The sequence below is a fragment of the Stenotrophomonas sp. AS012628 genome (assembly GCF_010608305.1).
In the GTDB taxonomy this organism is placed as follows: domain Bacteria; phylum Pseudomonadota; class Gammaproteobacteria; order Xanthomonadales; family Xanthomonadaceae; genus Stenotrophomonas; species Stenotrophomonas geniculata.
This window is the reverse complement of the sequence record NZ_VMBJ01000058.1, coordinates 1-14,043: the sequence shown is the minus strand read 5'-3', so window position 1 is coordinate 14,043 and position 14,043 is coordinate 1. Positions and strand designations below refer to the sequence as shown.

The 14,043-nt window shown below is 68.1% G+C and carries 14 protein-coding genes; 5 read left to right on the top strand and 9 right to left on the bottom strand.

Annotated features, from left to right (window positions below; translation table 11 throughout):
- The first annotated feature begins 23 nt into the window (after positions 1–23).
- Genes G5A07_RS19235 through pdeM form a run of 4 tightly spaced genes read left to right on the top strand, consistent with a single transcriptional unit; the run spans position 24 to position 5,713 of the window.
- Complete coding sequence (locus tag G5A07_RS19235) at positions 24–1,022, top strand: ligase-associated DNA damage response exonuclease (RefSeq protein ID WP_043402344.1); 999 nt, start codon at positions 24–26, stop codon at positions 1,020–1,022.
- Positions 1,019–2,626 (top strand): ATP-dependent DNA ligase, encoded by a 1,608-nt coding sequence (locus tag G5A07_RS19230; protein WP_019336698.1) that lies wholly within the window; start codon positions 1,019–1,021, stop codon positions 2,624–2,626. The genes G5A07_RS19235 and G5A07_RS19230 overlap by 4 nt, the downstream gene beginning before the upstream one ends.
- Complete coding sequence (locus tag G5A07_RS19225) at positions 2,623–5,082, top strand: ligase-associated DNA damage response DEXH box helicase (protein WP_191863840.1); 2,460 nt, start codon at positions 2,623–2,625, stop codon at positions 5,080–5,082. Before G5A07_RS19230 ends, G5A07_RS19225 begins: the two co-directional genes overlap by 4 nt.
- Positions 5,072–5,713 (top strand): ligase-associated DNA damage response endonuclease PdeM, encoded by a 642-nt coding sequence (pdeM, locus tag G5A07_RS19220; RefSeq protein WP_191863839.1) that lies wholly within the window; start codon positions 5,072–5,074, stop codon positions 5,711–5,713. The genes G5A07_RS19225 and pdeM overlap by 11 nt, the downstream gene beginning before the upstream one ends.
- A 1-nt stretch (position 5,714) precedes the next feature.
- Here pdeM and G5A07_RS19215 read toward each other — a convergent pair whose 3' ends face one another.
- The 9 genes from G5A07_RS19215 to rlmD all read right to left on the bottom strand — a co-directional run bounded on the left by G5A07_RS19215 (position 5,715) and on the right by rlmD (position 13,046).
- The gene (locus tag G5A07_RS19215) at positions 5,715–5,984 is read right to left on the bottom strand and encodes a hypothetical protein (protein ID WP_019336695.1); all 270 of its coding nucleotides are present in this window, start codon (positions 5,982–5,984) and stop codon (positions 5,715–5,717) included.
- Positions 5,985–6,164: 180 nt separating this feature from the next.
- Positions 6,165–7,433, bottom strand: a complete 1,269-nt coding sequence (locus tag G5A07_RS19210; RefSeq protein WP_191863838.1) for an NAD(P)/FAD-dependent oxidoreductase — start codon at positions 7,431–7,433, stop codon at positions 6,165–6,167.
- 103 nt (positions 7,434–7,536) lie between these two features.
- Positions 7,537–7,743: a cold-shock protein gene (locus tag G5A07_RS19205; protein WP_005410590.1), complete on the bottom strand. Its 207-nt coding sequence runs from the start codon at positions 7,741–7,743 to the stop codon at positions 7,537–7,539.
- Between the two features lie 88 nt (positions 7,744–7,831).
- Positions 7,832–8,578, bottom strand: coding sequence for an S-methyl-5'-thioinosine phosphorylase (locus G5A07_RS19200; RefSeq protein ID WP_010482830.1), 747 nt, complete (start codon positions 8,576–8,578; stop codon positions 7,832–7,834).
- 82 nt (positions 8,579–8,660) lie between these two features.
- Positions 8,661–9,215: a hypoxanthine-guanine phosphoribosyltransferase gene (locus G5A07_RS19195; protein WP_005410592.1), complete on the bottom strand. Its 555-nt coding sequence runs from the start codon at positions 9,213–9,215 to the stop codon at positions 8,661–8,663.
- Positions 9,215–10,222 carry a beta-N-acetylhexosaminidase gene (gene nagZ, locus G5A07_RS19190; RefSeq protein ID WP_191863837.1) on the bottom strand — a complete coding sequence of 336 codons (1,008 nt, stop codon included), beginning with the start codon at positions 10,220–10,222 and terminating at the stop codon, positions 9,215–9,217. The genes G5A07_RS19195 and nagZ overlap by 1 nt, the downstream gene beginning before the upstream one ends.
- Positions 10,223–10,387: 165 nt before the next feature.
- A complete protein-coding gene (locus G5A07_RS19185; RefSeq protein ID WP_191863836.1) occupies positions 10,388–11,083 on the bottom strand; it encodes a DsbA family oxidoreductase in 696 nt (231 codons plus the stop codon).
- Between the two features lie 112 nt (positions 11,084–11,195).
- The gene (locus tag G5A07_RS19180) at positions 11,196–11,681 is read right to left on the bottom strand and encodes a CYTH domain-containing protein (protein ID WP_043402365.1); all 486 of its coding nucleotides are present in this window, start codon (positions 11,679–11,681) and stop codon (positions 11,196–11,198) included.
- 30 nt (positions 11,682–11,711) lie between these two features.
- Complete coding sequence (gene rlmD, locus G5A07_RS19175; RefSeq protein ID WP_010482826.1) at positions 11,712–13,046, bottom strand: 23S rRNA (uracil(1939)-C(5))-methyltransferase RlmD; 1,335 nt, start codon at positions 13,044–13,046, stop codon at positions 11,712–11,714.
- Positions 13,047–13,173: 127 nt separating this feature from the next.
- On the opposite strand from rlmD, the gene G5A07_RS19170 reads away from it, so the two are divergent.
- Positions 13,174–13,902, top strand: a complete 729-nt coding sequence (locus tag G5A07_RS19170; protein WP_010482825.1) for a response regulator — start codon at positions 13,174–13,176, stop codon at positions 13,900–13,902.
- The last annotated feature ends 141 nt before the right edge of the window (positions 13,903–14,043 follow it).

Genomic DNA, 14,043 nt, shown 5'->3' with positions numbered 1-14,043 from the left:
GAGACGCAGGCCACAGTGACCACATGGCAGGCAACGACGATCTGGTGGTGCTGCGCCCGGAGGGGCTGTACTGCGCCGCCGGCGATTTTCATATCGACCCGTGGCGACCGGTAGCGCGCGCGGTCATCACCCATGGCCACGGCGACCATGCCCGTCCGGGCATGGGCGAGTACCACTGCAGCGAAGGCAGCCTGCCGATCCTGCGCTGGCGCCTGGGTGACGTGCCGGTGCAGGCGCACGTCGAGGGCGTGCCGTTCCGCCTGGGGAAGGTGCAGGTATCGCTGCACCCTGCCGGCCATGTCCTCGGCTCTTCGCAGGTACGCATCGACGACGGCCGGCAGGTCTGGGTGGCCTCGGGCGACTACAAGCGCCAGCCCGACCCGACCTGCGCGCCGTTCGAAGTGGTGCCCTGCGATACCTTCATCACCGAAGCCACGTTCGCCCTGCCCATCTACCGCTGGCCGGACACGCCGGCGGTGGCGGCGGAAATCGTGGCGTGGCGCCGCGAATGCGAACAACGTGGCGAAGCGGCGATCCTGCTGTGCTATGCATTGGGCAAGGCGCAACGGGTGCTGGCCGAACTGCGGCCACTGGACGATCGCCCGGCCTGGCTGCATGGCGCCATCGCCAATGGTGTGGCGGTCTACCGGCAGGCCGGCGTACCGATGCTGGAGACGCTCACCGTGGCCGAACAGGGCCGCCAGCCGGATGCCGCCGGCCAGCTGATCCTCGCGCCGCCGTCAGCTGCGGGCACGCCTTGGATGCGTCGCTTCGGCCGCCACCAGCTGGGCTTCGCATCCGGCTGGATGCAGCTGCGCGGCAATCGGCGGCGTCGCAATGTCGATCGCGGTTTTGTCATTTCCGATCACGCCGACTGGCCAGCACTGCTGCAGACCATCGAACAGACGGGCGCCCAGCGGGTGATCGCCACCCATGGCAATACCGATGCGTTGATTCCGTTCCTGCGCGAGCGCGGCGTGGCTGCCGAAGCCTTCCGTACCGATTTCGGGAGCGAAGAATGAAGGCATTCGCTGCGCTCTACCAGCGCCTGGATCGCAGCACCGCCACGCTGGACAAGCGTGCGGCGCTGGTCGACTACTTCCGCCAGGCGCGTGCGCATGACGCGGCATGGGCGCTGTACCTGCTCAGCGGCGGCAAGGTGGGCGGCGCACGCCGGAAGATCGCCGCCAGCAGCGAACTGCGCGCGTGGGTGAGCGAGGAATCGGGCCTGCCGCCCTGGTTGGTGGAGGACAGCTATGCGCAGGTGGGGGACCTGGCCGAAACGCTGACCCTGCTGCTGGATGATCCATCCCGGCCAGCTGTCGACCGCCCCTTGGCCGAATGGATCGAACAACATCTGCTGGCGGTGGCCAATCAAGCCGAAGCAGTGCGCCGTGCGGCGGTCGTCGCAGGCTGGCAGCAGCTGTGCAGCAGCGAACGCCTGGTGTTCAACAAGCTGCTGACCGGTGCCCTGCGCGTAGGTGTTTCGCAGCGGCTGGTACAGCAGGCGCTGGCCGAATGGTCCGGCCTGGACATCGCACGCATCGCCCAGCGCATGCTTGGCGAGTGGGTGCCCTCGCCCGGGCTGCTGGCTCAGCTGCTGTCGCCGGATGAGCTTCCGCTGGACCGTCAGCAGCCCTACCCGTTCTTCCTCGCATCGCCACTGGAAGGTGAACCTGCCGAACGGCTCGGCCCGATCGATGACTGGCTGCTGGAATGGAAATGGGATGGCATTCGCCTGCAGCTGCTTCGCCGGCGTGGCGAGGTCGCATTGTGGTCGCGTGGCGAAGAGCGGCTGGATGGCCGCTTCCCCGAAATCGAGCAGGCCGCGATGGCGCTTCCCGATGGCTGCGTACTGGACGGCGAGCTGCTGGCCTGGGACGAAAACGCCAACCTGCCGCGTGCCTTCACCGCGCTGCAGACCCGCATCCAGCGCCGCAAACCCGGTGCGGCCACCCTGCGCAACACGCCGGTGCGCGTGCTCGCCTATGACCTGCTGGAAGTCGATGGCGCGGACCTGCGTGAGCTGCCGTTGCAGGAACGGCGTACGCGGCTCACTGAGGTCATCGGTGCGCTGGACGATGTGCGGATCCAGCTGTCGCCCGACGTTGACGCCGACGATTGGCAACGGGCAGCAGCGATGCGCGACGTGGCACGCGAACGCGGCGTGGAAGGTCTGATGCTGAAACGGCGTGTCTCGCCCTACCAGACCGGGCGACGACGCGGCGACTGGTGGAAATGGAAGGTCGATCCACTCACGATCGACGCGGTGCTGCTGTACGCCCAGGCCGGCCATGGGCGGCGCAGCACGCTGTACACCGACTACACCTTCGGCGTCTGGGACGGAGACACGCTGGTGCCGGTGGCCAAGGCGTATTCGGGCCTGGACGACAAGGAGATCCTCGCGCTCGACCGCTGGATCCGCGCCAACACCCGCGAGCGCTTCGGTCCAGTGCGCAGCGTGCGCGCCGAACAGGTGTTCGAACTGGGTTTCGAAGCGGTCAACCGCAGCAGCCGGCACAAATCCGGTATCGCCGTGCGCTTTCCGCGCATCCTGCGCTGGCGCCACGACAAGCCTGCCAGCGAGGCCGATCAGCTGGCTACGCTGCAGGCGCTGGCGCGATGAACCGCAGCCAGGCGCTGCGCAGGCTGGAAGACTGGTTCGCGGCACGCGGCTGGCGCTCACTGCCATTCCAGCGCGCAATGTGGCGCCACTACCTGGCCGGCGAATCCGGGTTGCTGCATACGCCCACGGGCAGCGGCAAGACGCTGGCGATGTTCGGTGGGCCGTTGCTGCAGGCGCTGGTCGATCCACCGCCACCGCCCCGCAGGGCCAGCGCGGTGCGCCCACTGCAGGTGCTGTGGGTGACGCCTTTGCGCGCGTTGGCCAGTGATACCGCCCGCGCCCTTCAGGCCGTCGTCGACGGCCTGGGACTGGGATGGCGTGTCGGCCTGCGCAGCGGTGACGCCAGCAACCGCGAGCGGCGCCAGGCCCGCGAAGGCCGCATCGACGTGCTGGTGACCACGCCCGAATCGCTGGCGCTGCTGCTGAGCTATCCCGATACCGTGGCACGCATGCGCCAGCTGCGCTGCGTGGTGGTGGACGAGTGGCATGAACTGCTGGGCAACAAGCGGGGAGTGCTGCTGCAACTGAACCTGGCGCTGCTGCGCGACATCGCCCCCGCGTTGCAGCTGTGGGGGCTCTCGGCCACGCTGGGCAATCTTGATGAAGCACGCGACGTGCTGCTGCCCGGGCAGCCCGACGCGCCCATCGTGCAGGGCGTGCGCCCGCGCGCAGTCGGCGTGCGCAGCCTGCTGCCCGACCCCGGCGAACGTTTCCCCTGGGCCGGGCATCTTGGCCTGGCGCAACTGCCGCGCGTGCTGGACGCGTTGATGCAGGCACGCAGCAGCCTGCTGTTCACCAATACGCGTGCGCAGGCGGAACTATGGCATCAGGCGCTGGCCGCGGTCTGGCCCGAAGACCAGGGCACGCTTGCGCTGCACCACGGCTCACTGGATCCGGCGCTGCGCCAGCAGGTGGAGGATGGCCTGCGCGCGGGCGTGCTGCGCTGCGTGGTGGCCACCTCCAGCCTCGACCTCGGCGTGGACTTCCCCGAGGTTGAGCAGGTACTGCAGCTGGGCAGCCCGAAGGGTGTGGCCCGCCTGCGCCAACGCGCCGGACGTGCGCGCCACCGCCCGGGTGCCAGCGGCTCCATCCTGTGCGTGCCCAGCCATGCGCTGGAACTGGCCGAGTACGCCGCCGTGCGCCGTGCATTGGCCGCCGGCGTGGTCGAAGCACGCAGGCCGCCGACGCTGTCGCTGGATGTGCTGGCCCAGCATGCGGTCAGCCGCGCGCTGGCCGGTGGCTTCGACAGCGATGCGCTACTGGCGCAGGTGCGGCGCACCCACGCCTTCGCATCGCTCGGCGACGGCCAATGGCAGGCGGTACTGACCTTCATCGTGCAGGGCGGCCAGGCGCTGGCCCAGTACCCTGATTTCCACAAGGTCGTGCGCGATGACGACGGCTGCTACCGCATGCACGATCGCCGCCAGGCACTGCGTCATCGGCTGTCGATCGGCACCATCAGCAGCGATGGCAGCGTGCGCGTGCAGTTTCTGCGTGGGGGTGGCCTGGGCGCGGTGGAGGAACAGTTCGCCAGCCGCCTGCGCCGTGGTGATCGCTTCCAGTTCGCCGGGCGCCTGCTGGAACTGGTGCAGCTGCGCGACATGACCGCCTTCGTGCGGCTGGCGCGAGGGCGCGGCGATGGTGTGGTGCCGCGCTGGCAGGGAGGCCAGTTGCCGCTGTCGATGCCGCTCGGCCGTGAGCTGGAGTGGGTACTGTCCGGCGCCGACGACAGTGCCGAATCACGCTGGTTGTCACCGTTGCTGGCACTGCAGCAGCAGTTGTCGGCGCTTCCCGGCCCGGAACATCTGCTGGTGGAAGAGGTGCGGCGCCGCGAAGGCCAGTTCCTGTTCGTCTACCCCTTTGCCGGCCGCCACGTGCACGAGGCGCTGGCCGCCCTGCTGGCACTGCGCTGTACCCGCTGGCAGCGCAACAGCATCGGCTATGCGGTGAACGATCATGGCCTGGTGCTGGCACCGGCGCAGGCGATCGATCTGGATGCGGCGCAATGGCGCGCATTGTTCACCCCCGATCAGCTGCTGGACGATCTGCGCGCGGCAGTGAACCTGGGCGAGCTGGCGCGGCGCCAGTTCCGTGGCATCGCACGCGTATCCGGCCTGCTGGTGCCCAACCTGCCCGGAGGCATGCCGCGGTCGCTGCGCCAGCTGCAGGCCTCGGCGGGCCTGCTCTACGACGTACTGCGCGAGCATGATCCCGGCCACCTGCTGTTGGCATTGGCCGAACGCGAAGTGCTGCACGACAGCCTGGACCTCCCAGGGCTGCAGCAGGTACTGGCAAGGATCGGCATGCAGGTCTTCTCGGTGCAGCACCCGGCATCACTCACACCGCTGGGCTTTCCACTGTGGGCCGAACGCCTGCGCGGGCAGTTCAGCAACGAAGACTGGCGCACCCGTGTGCAACGCGCGGCCCAGCAGCTGGAGCGCCGCCATGGCCGATGAACTGCCGCTGCTGCGCGCCGGCGAATCGCTGATTCTGCTTGGCGCGCGTGCACTGTACTGGCCTGCGCGGCAGGCGCTGTTGATCGCCGACCTGCACCTGGGCAAAGCCGATGTATTCCGTCGTGCCGGCATCGCGTTGCCCAGCGGCGGCACCGGCGAAGACCTGCAACGCCTGCAGGGGCTGCTGGACAGGCATGCCTGCCGCGAGCTGTGGATCCTGGGCGACATCCTGCATGGGCCGGCGCATCGCGCTGCCTGGTACCAGCAATGGCTGGGATGGCGTGAACGCAATGCCGCACTGGACGTGCATGTTCTGCGCGGCAATCACGACCGCCAGCTGCCGCATGCGCAGTTGCAGGTCCGGATCCACGATGAAGTACGGCTGGGGCCGTTCCTGCTTCGGCATGAGCCGATGCCCGATGCAGAGCTGCATGTGATCGCCGGGCATCTGCATCCGCAGGTTGCCTTGCCGCCGCTGCGGCGGCGCTTCGCCGCGTTCTGGCTGCGCGACCGGACGACAATCCTGCCCGCCTTCTCCGCGTTTACCGCCGGAATCGTCCCTGCCCCCGTCCCTGGCGAGCAGATGATCGTCTGCGTGCAGGGCGCCTTGGTGGAACTGCCGGAAGCTTGAATCAGGCCGGACGAATGCCCAGCTGCGGCATCAACCGGAAATCGGGCGTGTCATCTTCACGTCGTCGCGGCAACGCCTGGATCGCCGCCAGCATCTCCTGCGCGCAGGTGCGGATGCGCGCGTGGTGCTCCGCTGATGCATGACTGATCAGGCTGCCGACATGGAACTCGAACACGTCCTCCAGTACGTCGGGCTGGTCCTCGTGCAGCATCTGCAGCAATCCGCGCAGCTTGCAGATTTCCGATTCCAGCTCCTCGACCGCGAACAACATGGCGTCCTCCTCTTCAACAACAGGCGGCACGTCCGGGCCGCAACAGGCCGCAACGGCAGCGCCGCCCGGGCCACGCGCGATGTTGATCACGGAAAGGAAAACGGGCGACGCGCAATCGCGTGCAACCTACTTCTCGCATATCCGCGGTGAGGCAACCGTTAATTCACGTGACGACGCGCTTCACGCATTGGCCGTGATCGCGTTGATGGGAGGTGTCTCCGCTGCGGTGGCCAATGCGTCGACGAAAGCCGGATCCAGTGCGAGCGCACCGAACCAGCCGTGCTGGGTGCCACTGAGCACGCGCAGCATGTGGCCACGGCCACCGGGCAGGCGCCCCATCGGGCCCAGCAGCACATCACGCGCCTTGGCCCAGGCGTCGCGGTTGGACTGGAACAGCGGCGTCAGCCAACGACTCCAGCGCTGGTACACCGCAACGTGCGCCCTGCGTTGCGCCTGGTACGCCTGCAACGCTTCGGCACCGCCCCCCTGCGCGCGCACGGCATCGCGCAATGCCAACGCATCGAGCAGCGCCATGTTCACGCCCTGCCCCAGCTGCGGGCTCATCGCATGCGCGGCATCACCGGCCAGCACCATGCGGCCCTGGTGCCAGCGCGTCATCACTGCATCGCGATAGACCGCACGCGCCAGCTGGCCGGCATCGCGCAGATGGGCGAAGCGCGCACTGGCCTGCGGCCACAGTGCATGCAGTTCATCCAGCCAGGGGACCATGCCGTCGGCCTGCCAGCGCTCGAAGTCGGCGCGTGGCAGGCTCCAGAAGAAGCTCAGGCGCGGCGTGTCATCACCGGGGCGCGTACCGACCGGCAGCAGCCCGATCATCTTGCGCGCGGCCACGTAGCGCTGGCGCAGCTCCCGCACGTGCGGCCAGTCTTCGGCCGGCAGCAGGCACCACAGCGCCCCCCACGGATACACGCGGTCCAGCCCTGCACCGCCGGCGATCGTACCGCGCAGCGTCGAGGCGGCGCCATCGGCGGCCACCACCAGATCGAACGGGCCGTGCATGCGACCGTCGCTGTCGCGCAGGCGGCCCTGCTCGGCATCCACCGCCGCGATGCTGACGCCCGCATGCAACTGGCCTGCACCCGCGCGCGCTTCGTCCAGCAGCGAGAACAAGGCCCCGCGCTGCATGCCCAGGCCGTGCAGGCGCGCATCCAGTCCGTCGTAACGCATGTCCATCACCGCGCGCTCGCACGGCGTGTCGCCATACAGGCGGTGCACCGGCGCGGCATGTGCGCGCACGGAATCAAGCAGGCCCATCTGCCACAGTACCTGCAGGCCGCTGGGCTGCAGCAGGAAGCCGGCGCCCACCGGTCCCGGCGTGGGCACGCGTTCGAAGATCTCCACCTCGTGGCCGTCACGGGTGAGCAGGATGGACACTGCCTGTCCAGCGGTACCGTAGCCGATCACGGCGATGCGCAGTCGTTCCTTCATGGGCGCATTGTGCCCGAGGTGGGTGGATCGCGAACGGGCCGCAGGCATGCCGCGCAAAAAAAAACCCCGCCGGAGCGGGGTTTTCAACGCACTGTCGAGTGGATCACTCGGCCGGCGTGATGTTCGAAGCCTGGGCACCCTTCGGGCCCTGGGTCACGTCATAGGTGACACGCTGGCCTTCCTGCAGGCTGCGGAAGCCCTTGGAGTTGATGGCGGAGAAGTGCGCGAACACGTCGGCGCTGCCATCCTCCGGCGAGATGAAGCCAAATCCCTTGGCGTCGTTGAACCACTTGACGGTACCGTTCGGCATGGTGATGCGAGACCTTATGCAATGAATGGGTGGTGTACGCTGAACCCGCGCACAAGCTGAGTATGCAAAGCTTGCTCGGGGAAGACAATCACCCCCGTGCCAATTCGCCCACCAGTTCCGGAAGTCCGTTGCCGGCCGCCTGCACGTTGGCCAGCACTTCGGCCATCGTAATCTCCTCGCCATCACCACACCCGGCAGCCCAGTTGGCGATGATCGCCAGGCAGGCGTAATCCAGCCCCAGCTCGCGTGCCAGCGCGGCTTCCGGCATGCCGGTCATGCCCACCAGGTCGCAGCCGTCGCGGCGCATACGGGCGATTTCAGCGATGGTTTCCAGGCGCGGGCCCTGCGTTGCGCCGTAGCAGCCACCGTCATGGACCGTGACACCGGTCACTTTGGCCGCGGCCAGGATCTTGCTGCGCAGCATCGGCGTGTACGGGTGGCCGAAATCGACGTGGACCACGTCGGTGCCTTCTTCTTCACAGATCGTGCTGATGCGGCCCCAGGTGTAGTCGATGATCTGGTCCGGGCAGGCCAGCACGCGCGGACCAAAGTGTTCGGTGATGCCCCCCACCGTGTTCAACGCCAGCACGCGCTGCGCGCCCAGTTGCTGCAGCGCGGCCAGGTTGGCGCGGTAGTTGATCTTGTGCGGCGGCAGCGAATGGCCTTCGCCATGCCGCGCCAGGAACGCCACGCGATGGCCGAGCAGCGTACCGACGCGCACCGGGCCCGACGGGCGGCCGAAGCGGGTGTCGACCTCGTGGGTCTGCACATCGTCAAGCTTGGCCAGATTGTAGACACCGGTACCGCCGATCACGGCCAGGGCGATCTGTTGCATTCGAAGCACTCCATGAAAAGACGAACGCCGGCACCCGAGGATGCCGGCGGCAGAAGAAGACGCGCCGCGGGCGGCTGCGCCGTTATTCCTTCATCGCGTAGATGGCCGGCACGCAGCGCAGGGTTTCATTGACGTCCATGCCGAAGCCGAACACGTAGCGGTCCGGCAGTTCGATGCCGGCGTAGTCGGCGGTCACGTCCGGCAGCGCGCGGTCGTGCTTCTTCACCGTCATCGCGGCGATGCGCACGTCGGTCGCGCCCTGTTCCAGGCACCAGGTGCGCACACCCTGCAGGGTGTAGCCCTCGTCCAGGATATCGTCAACCAGCAGCACGCGGCGGCCGAACAGCGAAGTGGCCGGCTTGTGCTTCCAGACCAGGTCGCCGCCGGTGGTTTCACCGCGGTAACGGGTAGCGTGCAGGTAATCGAACTGCACGTCCTGGCCGCGCGCGCCCAGTTCCAGCGCCAGCTGGCCGGCGAACGGCAGCGCACCGTGCATGATGGACAGGAACAGCGGCACCTCGCCCTTGTAATCGCGCGCGATGGCGTCGGCGATACCAGCGATGGCCTTGTCGATGGTGGGGCGGTCGACCAGCAGGTCAGCCTGGGCCAGGGCCTGGGAAATGGTGAGGTTGGGCATCAGACGGTTCTTCCAAGGGTTTCAAGCAGACGGGATTGGGTGTCGCCATGGCGGGCATCGGCCAGCAGGCCATCCCAGCCAAGCGCGCCACGGCCGATCAGGCCCAGCAGCGCAGCAGTATTGAGGGAGCGTCCCTGCACCGCGTGCAGGGCTTCATCGACCAGTTCCGGGTGGCAGACCAGCACCACGTCGCAGCCGGCATCCAGATGCGCGTGCACGCGCGCGGACACACCACCGGCGCTGTGCGAGGCGGCCATGCCGATGTCATCGGAGAACACCACGCCGCGGAAGCCGAGCTCGCCGCGCAGGATGTCCTGGATCCAGCGCGGCGAGTAGCCGGCCGGTTCAGGCGCAATCTGCGGGTAGATCACGTGCGCCATCATCACCGCGTCGGCACCGGCGGCGATGCCGGCCTGGAATGGCACCAGGTCCTGCGCGCGCAGCTCGTCCAGCGCGCGCGGGTCGATCGCGGTATCCACGTGGGTGTCTTCCAGCACGGTACCGTGGCCGGGGAAATGCTTGAGCGTGGCGGCCATGCCGACCGAATGCATGCCGCGCACGTAGGCGGCGGTGAACGCGGCCACCACCTGCGGGTCTTCACTGAAGGCGCGGTTGCCGATGGCACGGTTGCCACGGCCAAGGTCGACCACCGGCGCGAAGCTCAGGTCCACACCGCTGGCCCGTACCTCGCTGGCCATCAGCCAGGCGTGCCGTTCGGCCAATGCCAAGGCCTGCTGCGGGTCGGTGGCATACAGCGCACCAATGTCCTGCAGTGGCGGCAGATCGCTGTAACCCTCGCGGAAACGCTGCACGCGGCCGCCTTCCTGGTCCACGCAGATCAGCTGCGGGCGTGGGGCAGCGGCGCGGATGGCCGCGCTCAGATCGGTCACCTGCTGGCGCGAGGCGAAGTTGCGCTTGAACAGCACCACCCCGGCCACGGCATCGTGCTGCAGCCAGTCACGTTCCTGGGCGGTCAGTTCGGTACCGGCAACGCCGATCAGCAGCATGGTCGATCTCCACAACGCGCGCCCGCATGGCGCAGTGCCGCATTGTCGCAGAACCGGCCGACAGGCGCAGTGGTCAGAAAAAGGGGACGGAGGAGATCAAGGCGCAATCGACCCAGGTGGGCTGGATACCTCTTGATCCCCTCCGTCCCCTTTTGGGGGGGCAGGTCAGACCTTGCAGCCGTCCGGGCCGCAGGCCTCGTCGCCGTCAGCCGACGCTGCCGGAGCGCCCTGTTCGGCCGCGATCTGGCGCAGGGCGTTGGCGAAGGCCTCCGGCGGCTGTGCCCCGGAAATGGCCCACTTCCCATCGATGACGAAGGTCGGCACCGAAGAAACGCCCAATGCATGGGCCTGCGCCAGCTTGGCTTCGACCTCGGCCAGGCCGCGGTCGGAGGCCAGCATCTGCGCGATTTCGCCGGCGTCGAGGCCGCCCGCCACGCCGGCCTTGATCAGCACCGCGGGGTCGGCCAGGTTCTGGCCGTGCTCGAAGTGAGCGCGGAACAGAGCCTCGCCGACCGCATCCTGCACGCCATGCTCGCCGGCCAGCCACAGCACCCGGTGCGCCGGCAGCGTGGTCACCCGCACCTGGCCCTGGCTGAAGTCCATCGGCAGGCCCTCGGCACGCGCGGTGCTCTGGGTCTGGCCGAGGATCTGCTCGGTACGCTCGACGCCCCCGAACTTGCGCACGTAGGCCTCGCGCAGCGGCACCGGGGTGGCGTCCGCATCCGGATCCAGCTGGAACGGCTGCCAGTGGATATCGAGTTCAGGCGCGTTCGCGCCCAGCAACTGCACGCCCTGCTGGAAACGATGCTTGCCGATCCAGCACCAGGGGCAGACCACGTCGGAGTAGATATCGATTCTCATCCCCACGACATGGGGCCCGCCTCCCTCGTTAAAAGGGGACGGAGGGGACTAAGTCGGTTCCCGCACAGGTGGGGTAAAGACGACTTAATCCCCTCCGTCCCCTTTTTGGGGTTCACCACTGTGAATAGGGGTGACTGGCCAGCGCGACGTTGTAGTAGCGCGCATCGTCGGTGACTTCGGCACCCACCCAATCCGGCAGGTCGATCGCCTGGTCGGCGCTGTCCAGCTCGACCTCGGCCACCACCAGGCCGGCGTTGTCGCCGAGGAACTCGTCCACCTCCCAGGTCAGGCCGGCGTGTTCGACCAGATGACGGCGTTTGTCGATCAGACCACCCACGCACAACGCCAGCAGTGCGCGTGCATCGTCCACCGGGATCGGGTAATCGAACTCCTGGCGGGTATGGCCGATGGTGCGCGACTTCAGGTTCAACGCGGCGTGGTCGCCTTCGATGCGCACCCGCACCGAGGCGTTCTGGGTGCCGCGGTCAAGCGCCCCCATGTCGTTGATGTAGCCCTGCGCCATCGGGATCACCCGGTGCGCGGCGGCGCGCCAGCCATCGCTGCTGACGAGGAATTTGCGTTCGATTTCGATGCCCATCGCACCATTATGCGCGATGGGCATGACAGATCAGCGCTTCTCGAACACCGCGATGCTTTCCACGTGTGCGGTGTGCGGGAACATGTCCATGGCACCGGCGCTGACCAGGGTGAAGCCCTGTTCGTTGACCAGATAGCCGGCATCGCGGGCCAGCGAGCCCGGGTGGCAGCTGACGTAGACGATGCGCTTGAACTGCTTCAGCGGCAGCTGCTGCAGCACTTCGATCGCGCCCGAGCGCGGCGGGTCCAGCAGCAGCTTGTCGAAGCCCTGGCGCATCCACGGCGTGCTGCGCTGGTCCTGGGTCAGGTCGGCGCTGAAGAACTGGGCGTTGGCCAGGCCATTGCGCTCGGCGTTCTCACGGGCACGCGCGACCAGGCCGGCATCGCCTTCCACGCCGACCACTTCGCGCACGCGGCGCGCCAGCGGCAGGGTGAAATTGCCCAGGCCGCAGAACAGGTCCAGCACGCGCTCGTCCTCACCCGGTTCCAGCAGGTCCAGGGCGTGGGCGATCATCTTCTCGTTGAGCTTGGCATTGACCTGGATGAAGTCCAGCGGGCGGAACGCCAGTTCCACGTCCCACGGCGCCAGCCGGAACGACAGCGGCACGCCCTGCCCGTCCAGCGGCTGCACGGTGTCCACGCCGCCGGACTGCAGGTAGATCACGAAGCCATGCTGCTGGCCGAAGGCGGCCCAGGCCGCACGATCGGCGTCGCTGAGCGGCTGCAGGTGGCGCACGGTCAGGACTACGGCCTGGTCACCGGCGATGAACTCGATCTGCGGGATGTCACGCTTGCCATCGAGCGATTCGATGAAGGTGGACAGCGCCTCGACCTTGGTGCCGATCTCCGGGATCACGGTCAGGCACTGGCTGAGGTCGGCGACGAAACGCGGATCCTGTTCACGGAAGCCGACCAGGGTCTTGTCCTTCTTCTCGACCCGGCGCACCGAGAAGCGGCCCTTGCGCCGGTAGCCCCAGCTCTCGCCGACCAGTGGCGCCAGCACGGTTCCCGGCTTCACGTGGCCGATGCGCTCCAGGTTGTCCATCAGCACGCGCTGCTTGGCCACAATCTGCTGGTCTTCGTCCAGGTGCTGCAGCACGCAGCCGGCACAGGTGCCGAAGTGCGGGCACTTCGGGGTGACGCGCTGCGGCGAGGCCTTCAGCACTTCCACCGTGCGCGCTTCGTCGAAATGGCGGCTGCGGGCGGTCTGTTCGGCCATGACCACCTCACCCGGCAGTGCGCCGCTGACGAAGGTGACCTTGCCGCCCTCACCCTCACGGCGGGCGACGCCGCGACCATCATGGCTGAGGTCGAGGATCTCGGTCTGGAACGGGGTACGGTCGATGCGGGAGCGGGATCGGGCCACGTGGCAACAGGCTGCGGGCAAAAATGGGGGCGTATTGTCGCAGATCCTGACCGGCAGGGCCCGGACCCGCTTGCGCCCGCCGCCGCCGTGCTTGATGATTGCAACAGCTGACATGGAGGCAGCCCTGATGCAGATGACCCCGCGGGCCAGCCGGCCCCGCTTCCTGCTTGTCGAGGACGACATCATCAGCCGCGGTTTTTTCAAGGCGGCGTTGGAAACGTTACCGGCGGACGTGGACACCGCAGATTCACTGGCCAGTGCGCTGGCGAGCGCCGAACCCGGCGCGCATGACCTGTGGCTGATCGACGTCAACCTGCCGGACGGCAATGGCGCGCAGCTGCTGCGCGAACTGCGCCGTTCACACCCCGACACCCCGGCGTTGGCGCATACCGCCGACGGCGACACCTCCATCCATGCCCGCCTGCGTGAAGCTGGCTTCAGCGACACGCTGGTCAAGCCGCTGGGCCGCGACCAGTTGCTGAAAGCCGTGCGCCGCGCGCTGGTGAACAGCCCGGCGGGGATCTTTGTCGCCCCGGCCCCGGCAGCGGTCGAGCTGCAGGTGCAGGACTGGGACGAGACCGCGGCACTGGCCGCGCTCAATGGCCAGCGCAACCACCTGATAGCCCTGCGCGAGCTGTTCCTGGCCGAGTTGCCGGGGGTACGCGACGCGGTCGAGCAGGCCGTGGACCAGCACGACGAGCGTCAGCTGCGCAGCCAGCTGCACCGGTTGCAGGCCAGTTGTGGCTTCGTCGGCGCGGCACGGCTGGGACGCGCGGTGCGGCAGCTGCATCATGCGCCGGAGTCCGGGCAGGCCCAGGACGGGTTCCGCGCGGCGGTGGCAGCGCTCCTGCACTGAGGGGGGGGCGGCAGGGCTTGCAGCCCTGCACCTGCCTCAAGCCAGAGCAACAGCCGAAGCAACGGCAATAGTGGGCATCCCGTGGGATGGCGGGGCACTGTGCGTATGCGGGGACGGCGCAAGTACGTCCATGTAGCCTTG

Coding starts and splice junctions, on each gene's coding strand:
- nagZ (WP_191863837.1), bottom strand. CDS start 10,222: ATGCTGCTGATCGGCGTTGCCGGTACCGAACTGACCGCCCAGGAACGT.
- G5A07_RS19205 (WP_005410590.1), bottom strand. CDS start 7,743: ATGCCGAACGGTACCGTCAAGTGGTTCAACGACGCCAAGGGATTTGGC.
- G5A07_RS19185 (WP_191863836.1), bottom strand. CDS start 11,083: ATGAGAATCGATATCTACTCCGACGTGGTCTGCCCCTGGTGCTGGATC.
- G5A07_RS19180 (WP_043402365.1), bottom strand. CDS start 11,681: ATGGGCATCGAAATCGAACGCAAATTCCTCGTCAGCAGCGATGGCTGG.
- G5A07_RS19230 (WP_019336698.1), top strand. CDS start 1,019: ATGAAGGCATTCGCTGCGCTCTACCAGCGCCTGGATCGCAGCACCGCC.
- G5A07_RS19235 (WP_043402344.1), top strand. CDS start 24: ATGGCAGGCAACGACGATCTGGTGGTGCTGCGCCCGGAGGGGCTGTAC.
- G5A07_RS19215 (WP_019336695.1), bottom strand. CDS start 5,984: ATGTTGTTCGCGGTCGAGGAGCTGGAATCGGAAATCTGCAAGCTGCGC.
- G5A07_RS19210 (WP_191863838.1), bottom strand. CDS start 7,433: ATGAAGGAACGACTGCGCATCGCCGTGATCGGCTACGGTACCGCTGGA.
- G5A07_RS19170 (WP_010482825.1), top strand. CDS start 13,174: ATGCAGATGACCCCGCGGGCCAGCCGGCCCCGCTTCCTGCTTGTCGAG.
- G5A07_RS19225 (WP_191863840.1), top strand. CDS start 2,623: ATGAACCGCAGCCAGGCGCTGCGCAGGCTGGAAGACTGGTTCGCGGCA.
- G5A07_RS19200 (WP_010482830.1), bottom strand. CDS start 8,578: ATGCAACAGATCGCCCTGGCCGTGATCGGCGGTACCGGTGTCTACAAT.
- pdeM (WP_191863839.1), top strand. CDS start 5,072: ATGGCCGATGAACTGCCGCTGCTGCGCGCCGGCGAATCGCTGATTCTG.
- G5A07_RS19195 (WP_005410592.1), bottom strand. CDS start 9,215: ATGCCCAACCTCACCATTTCCCAGGCCCTGGCCCAGGCTGACCTGCTG.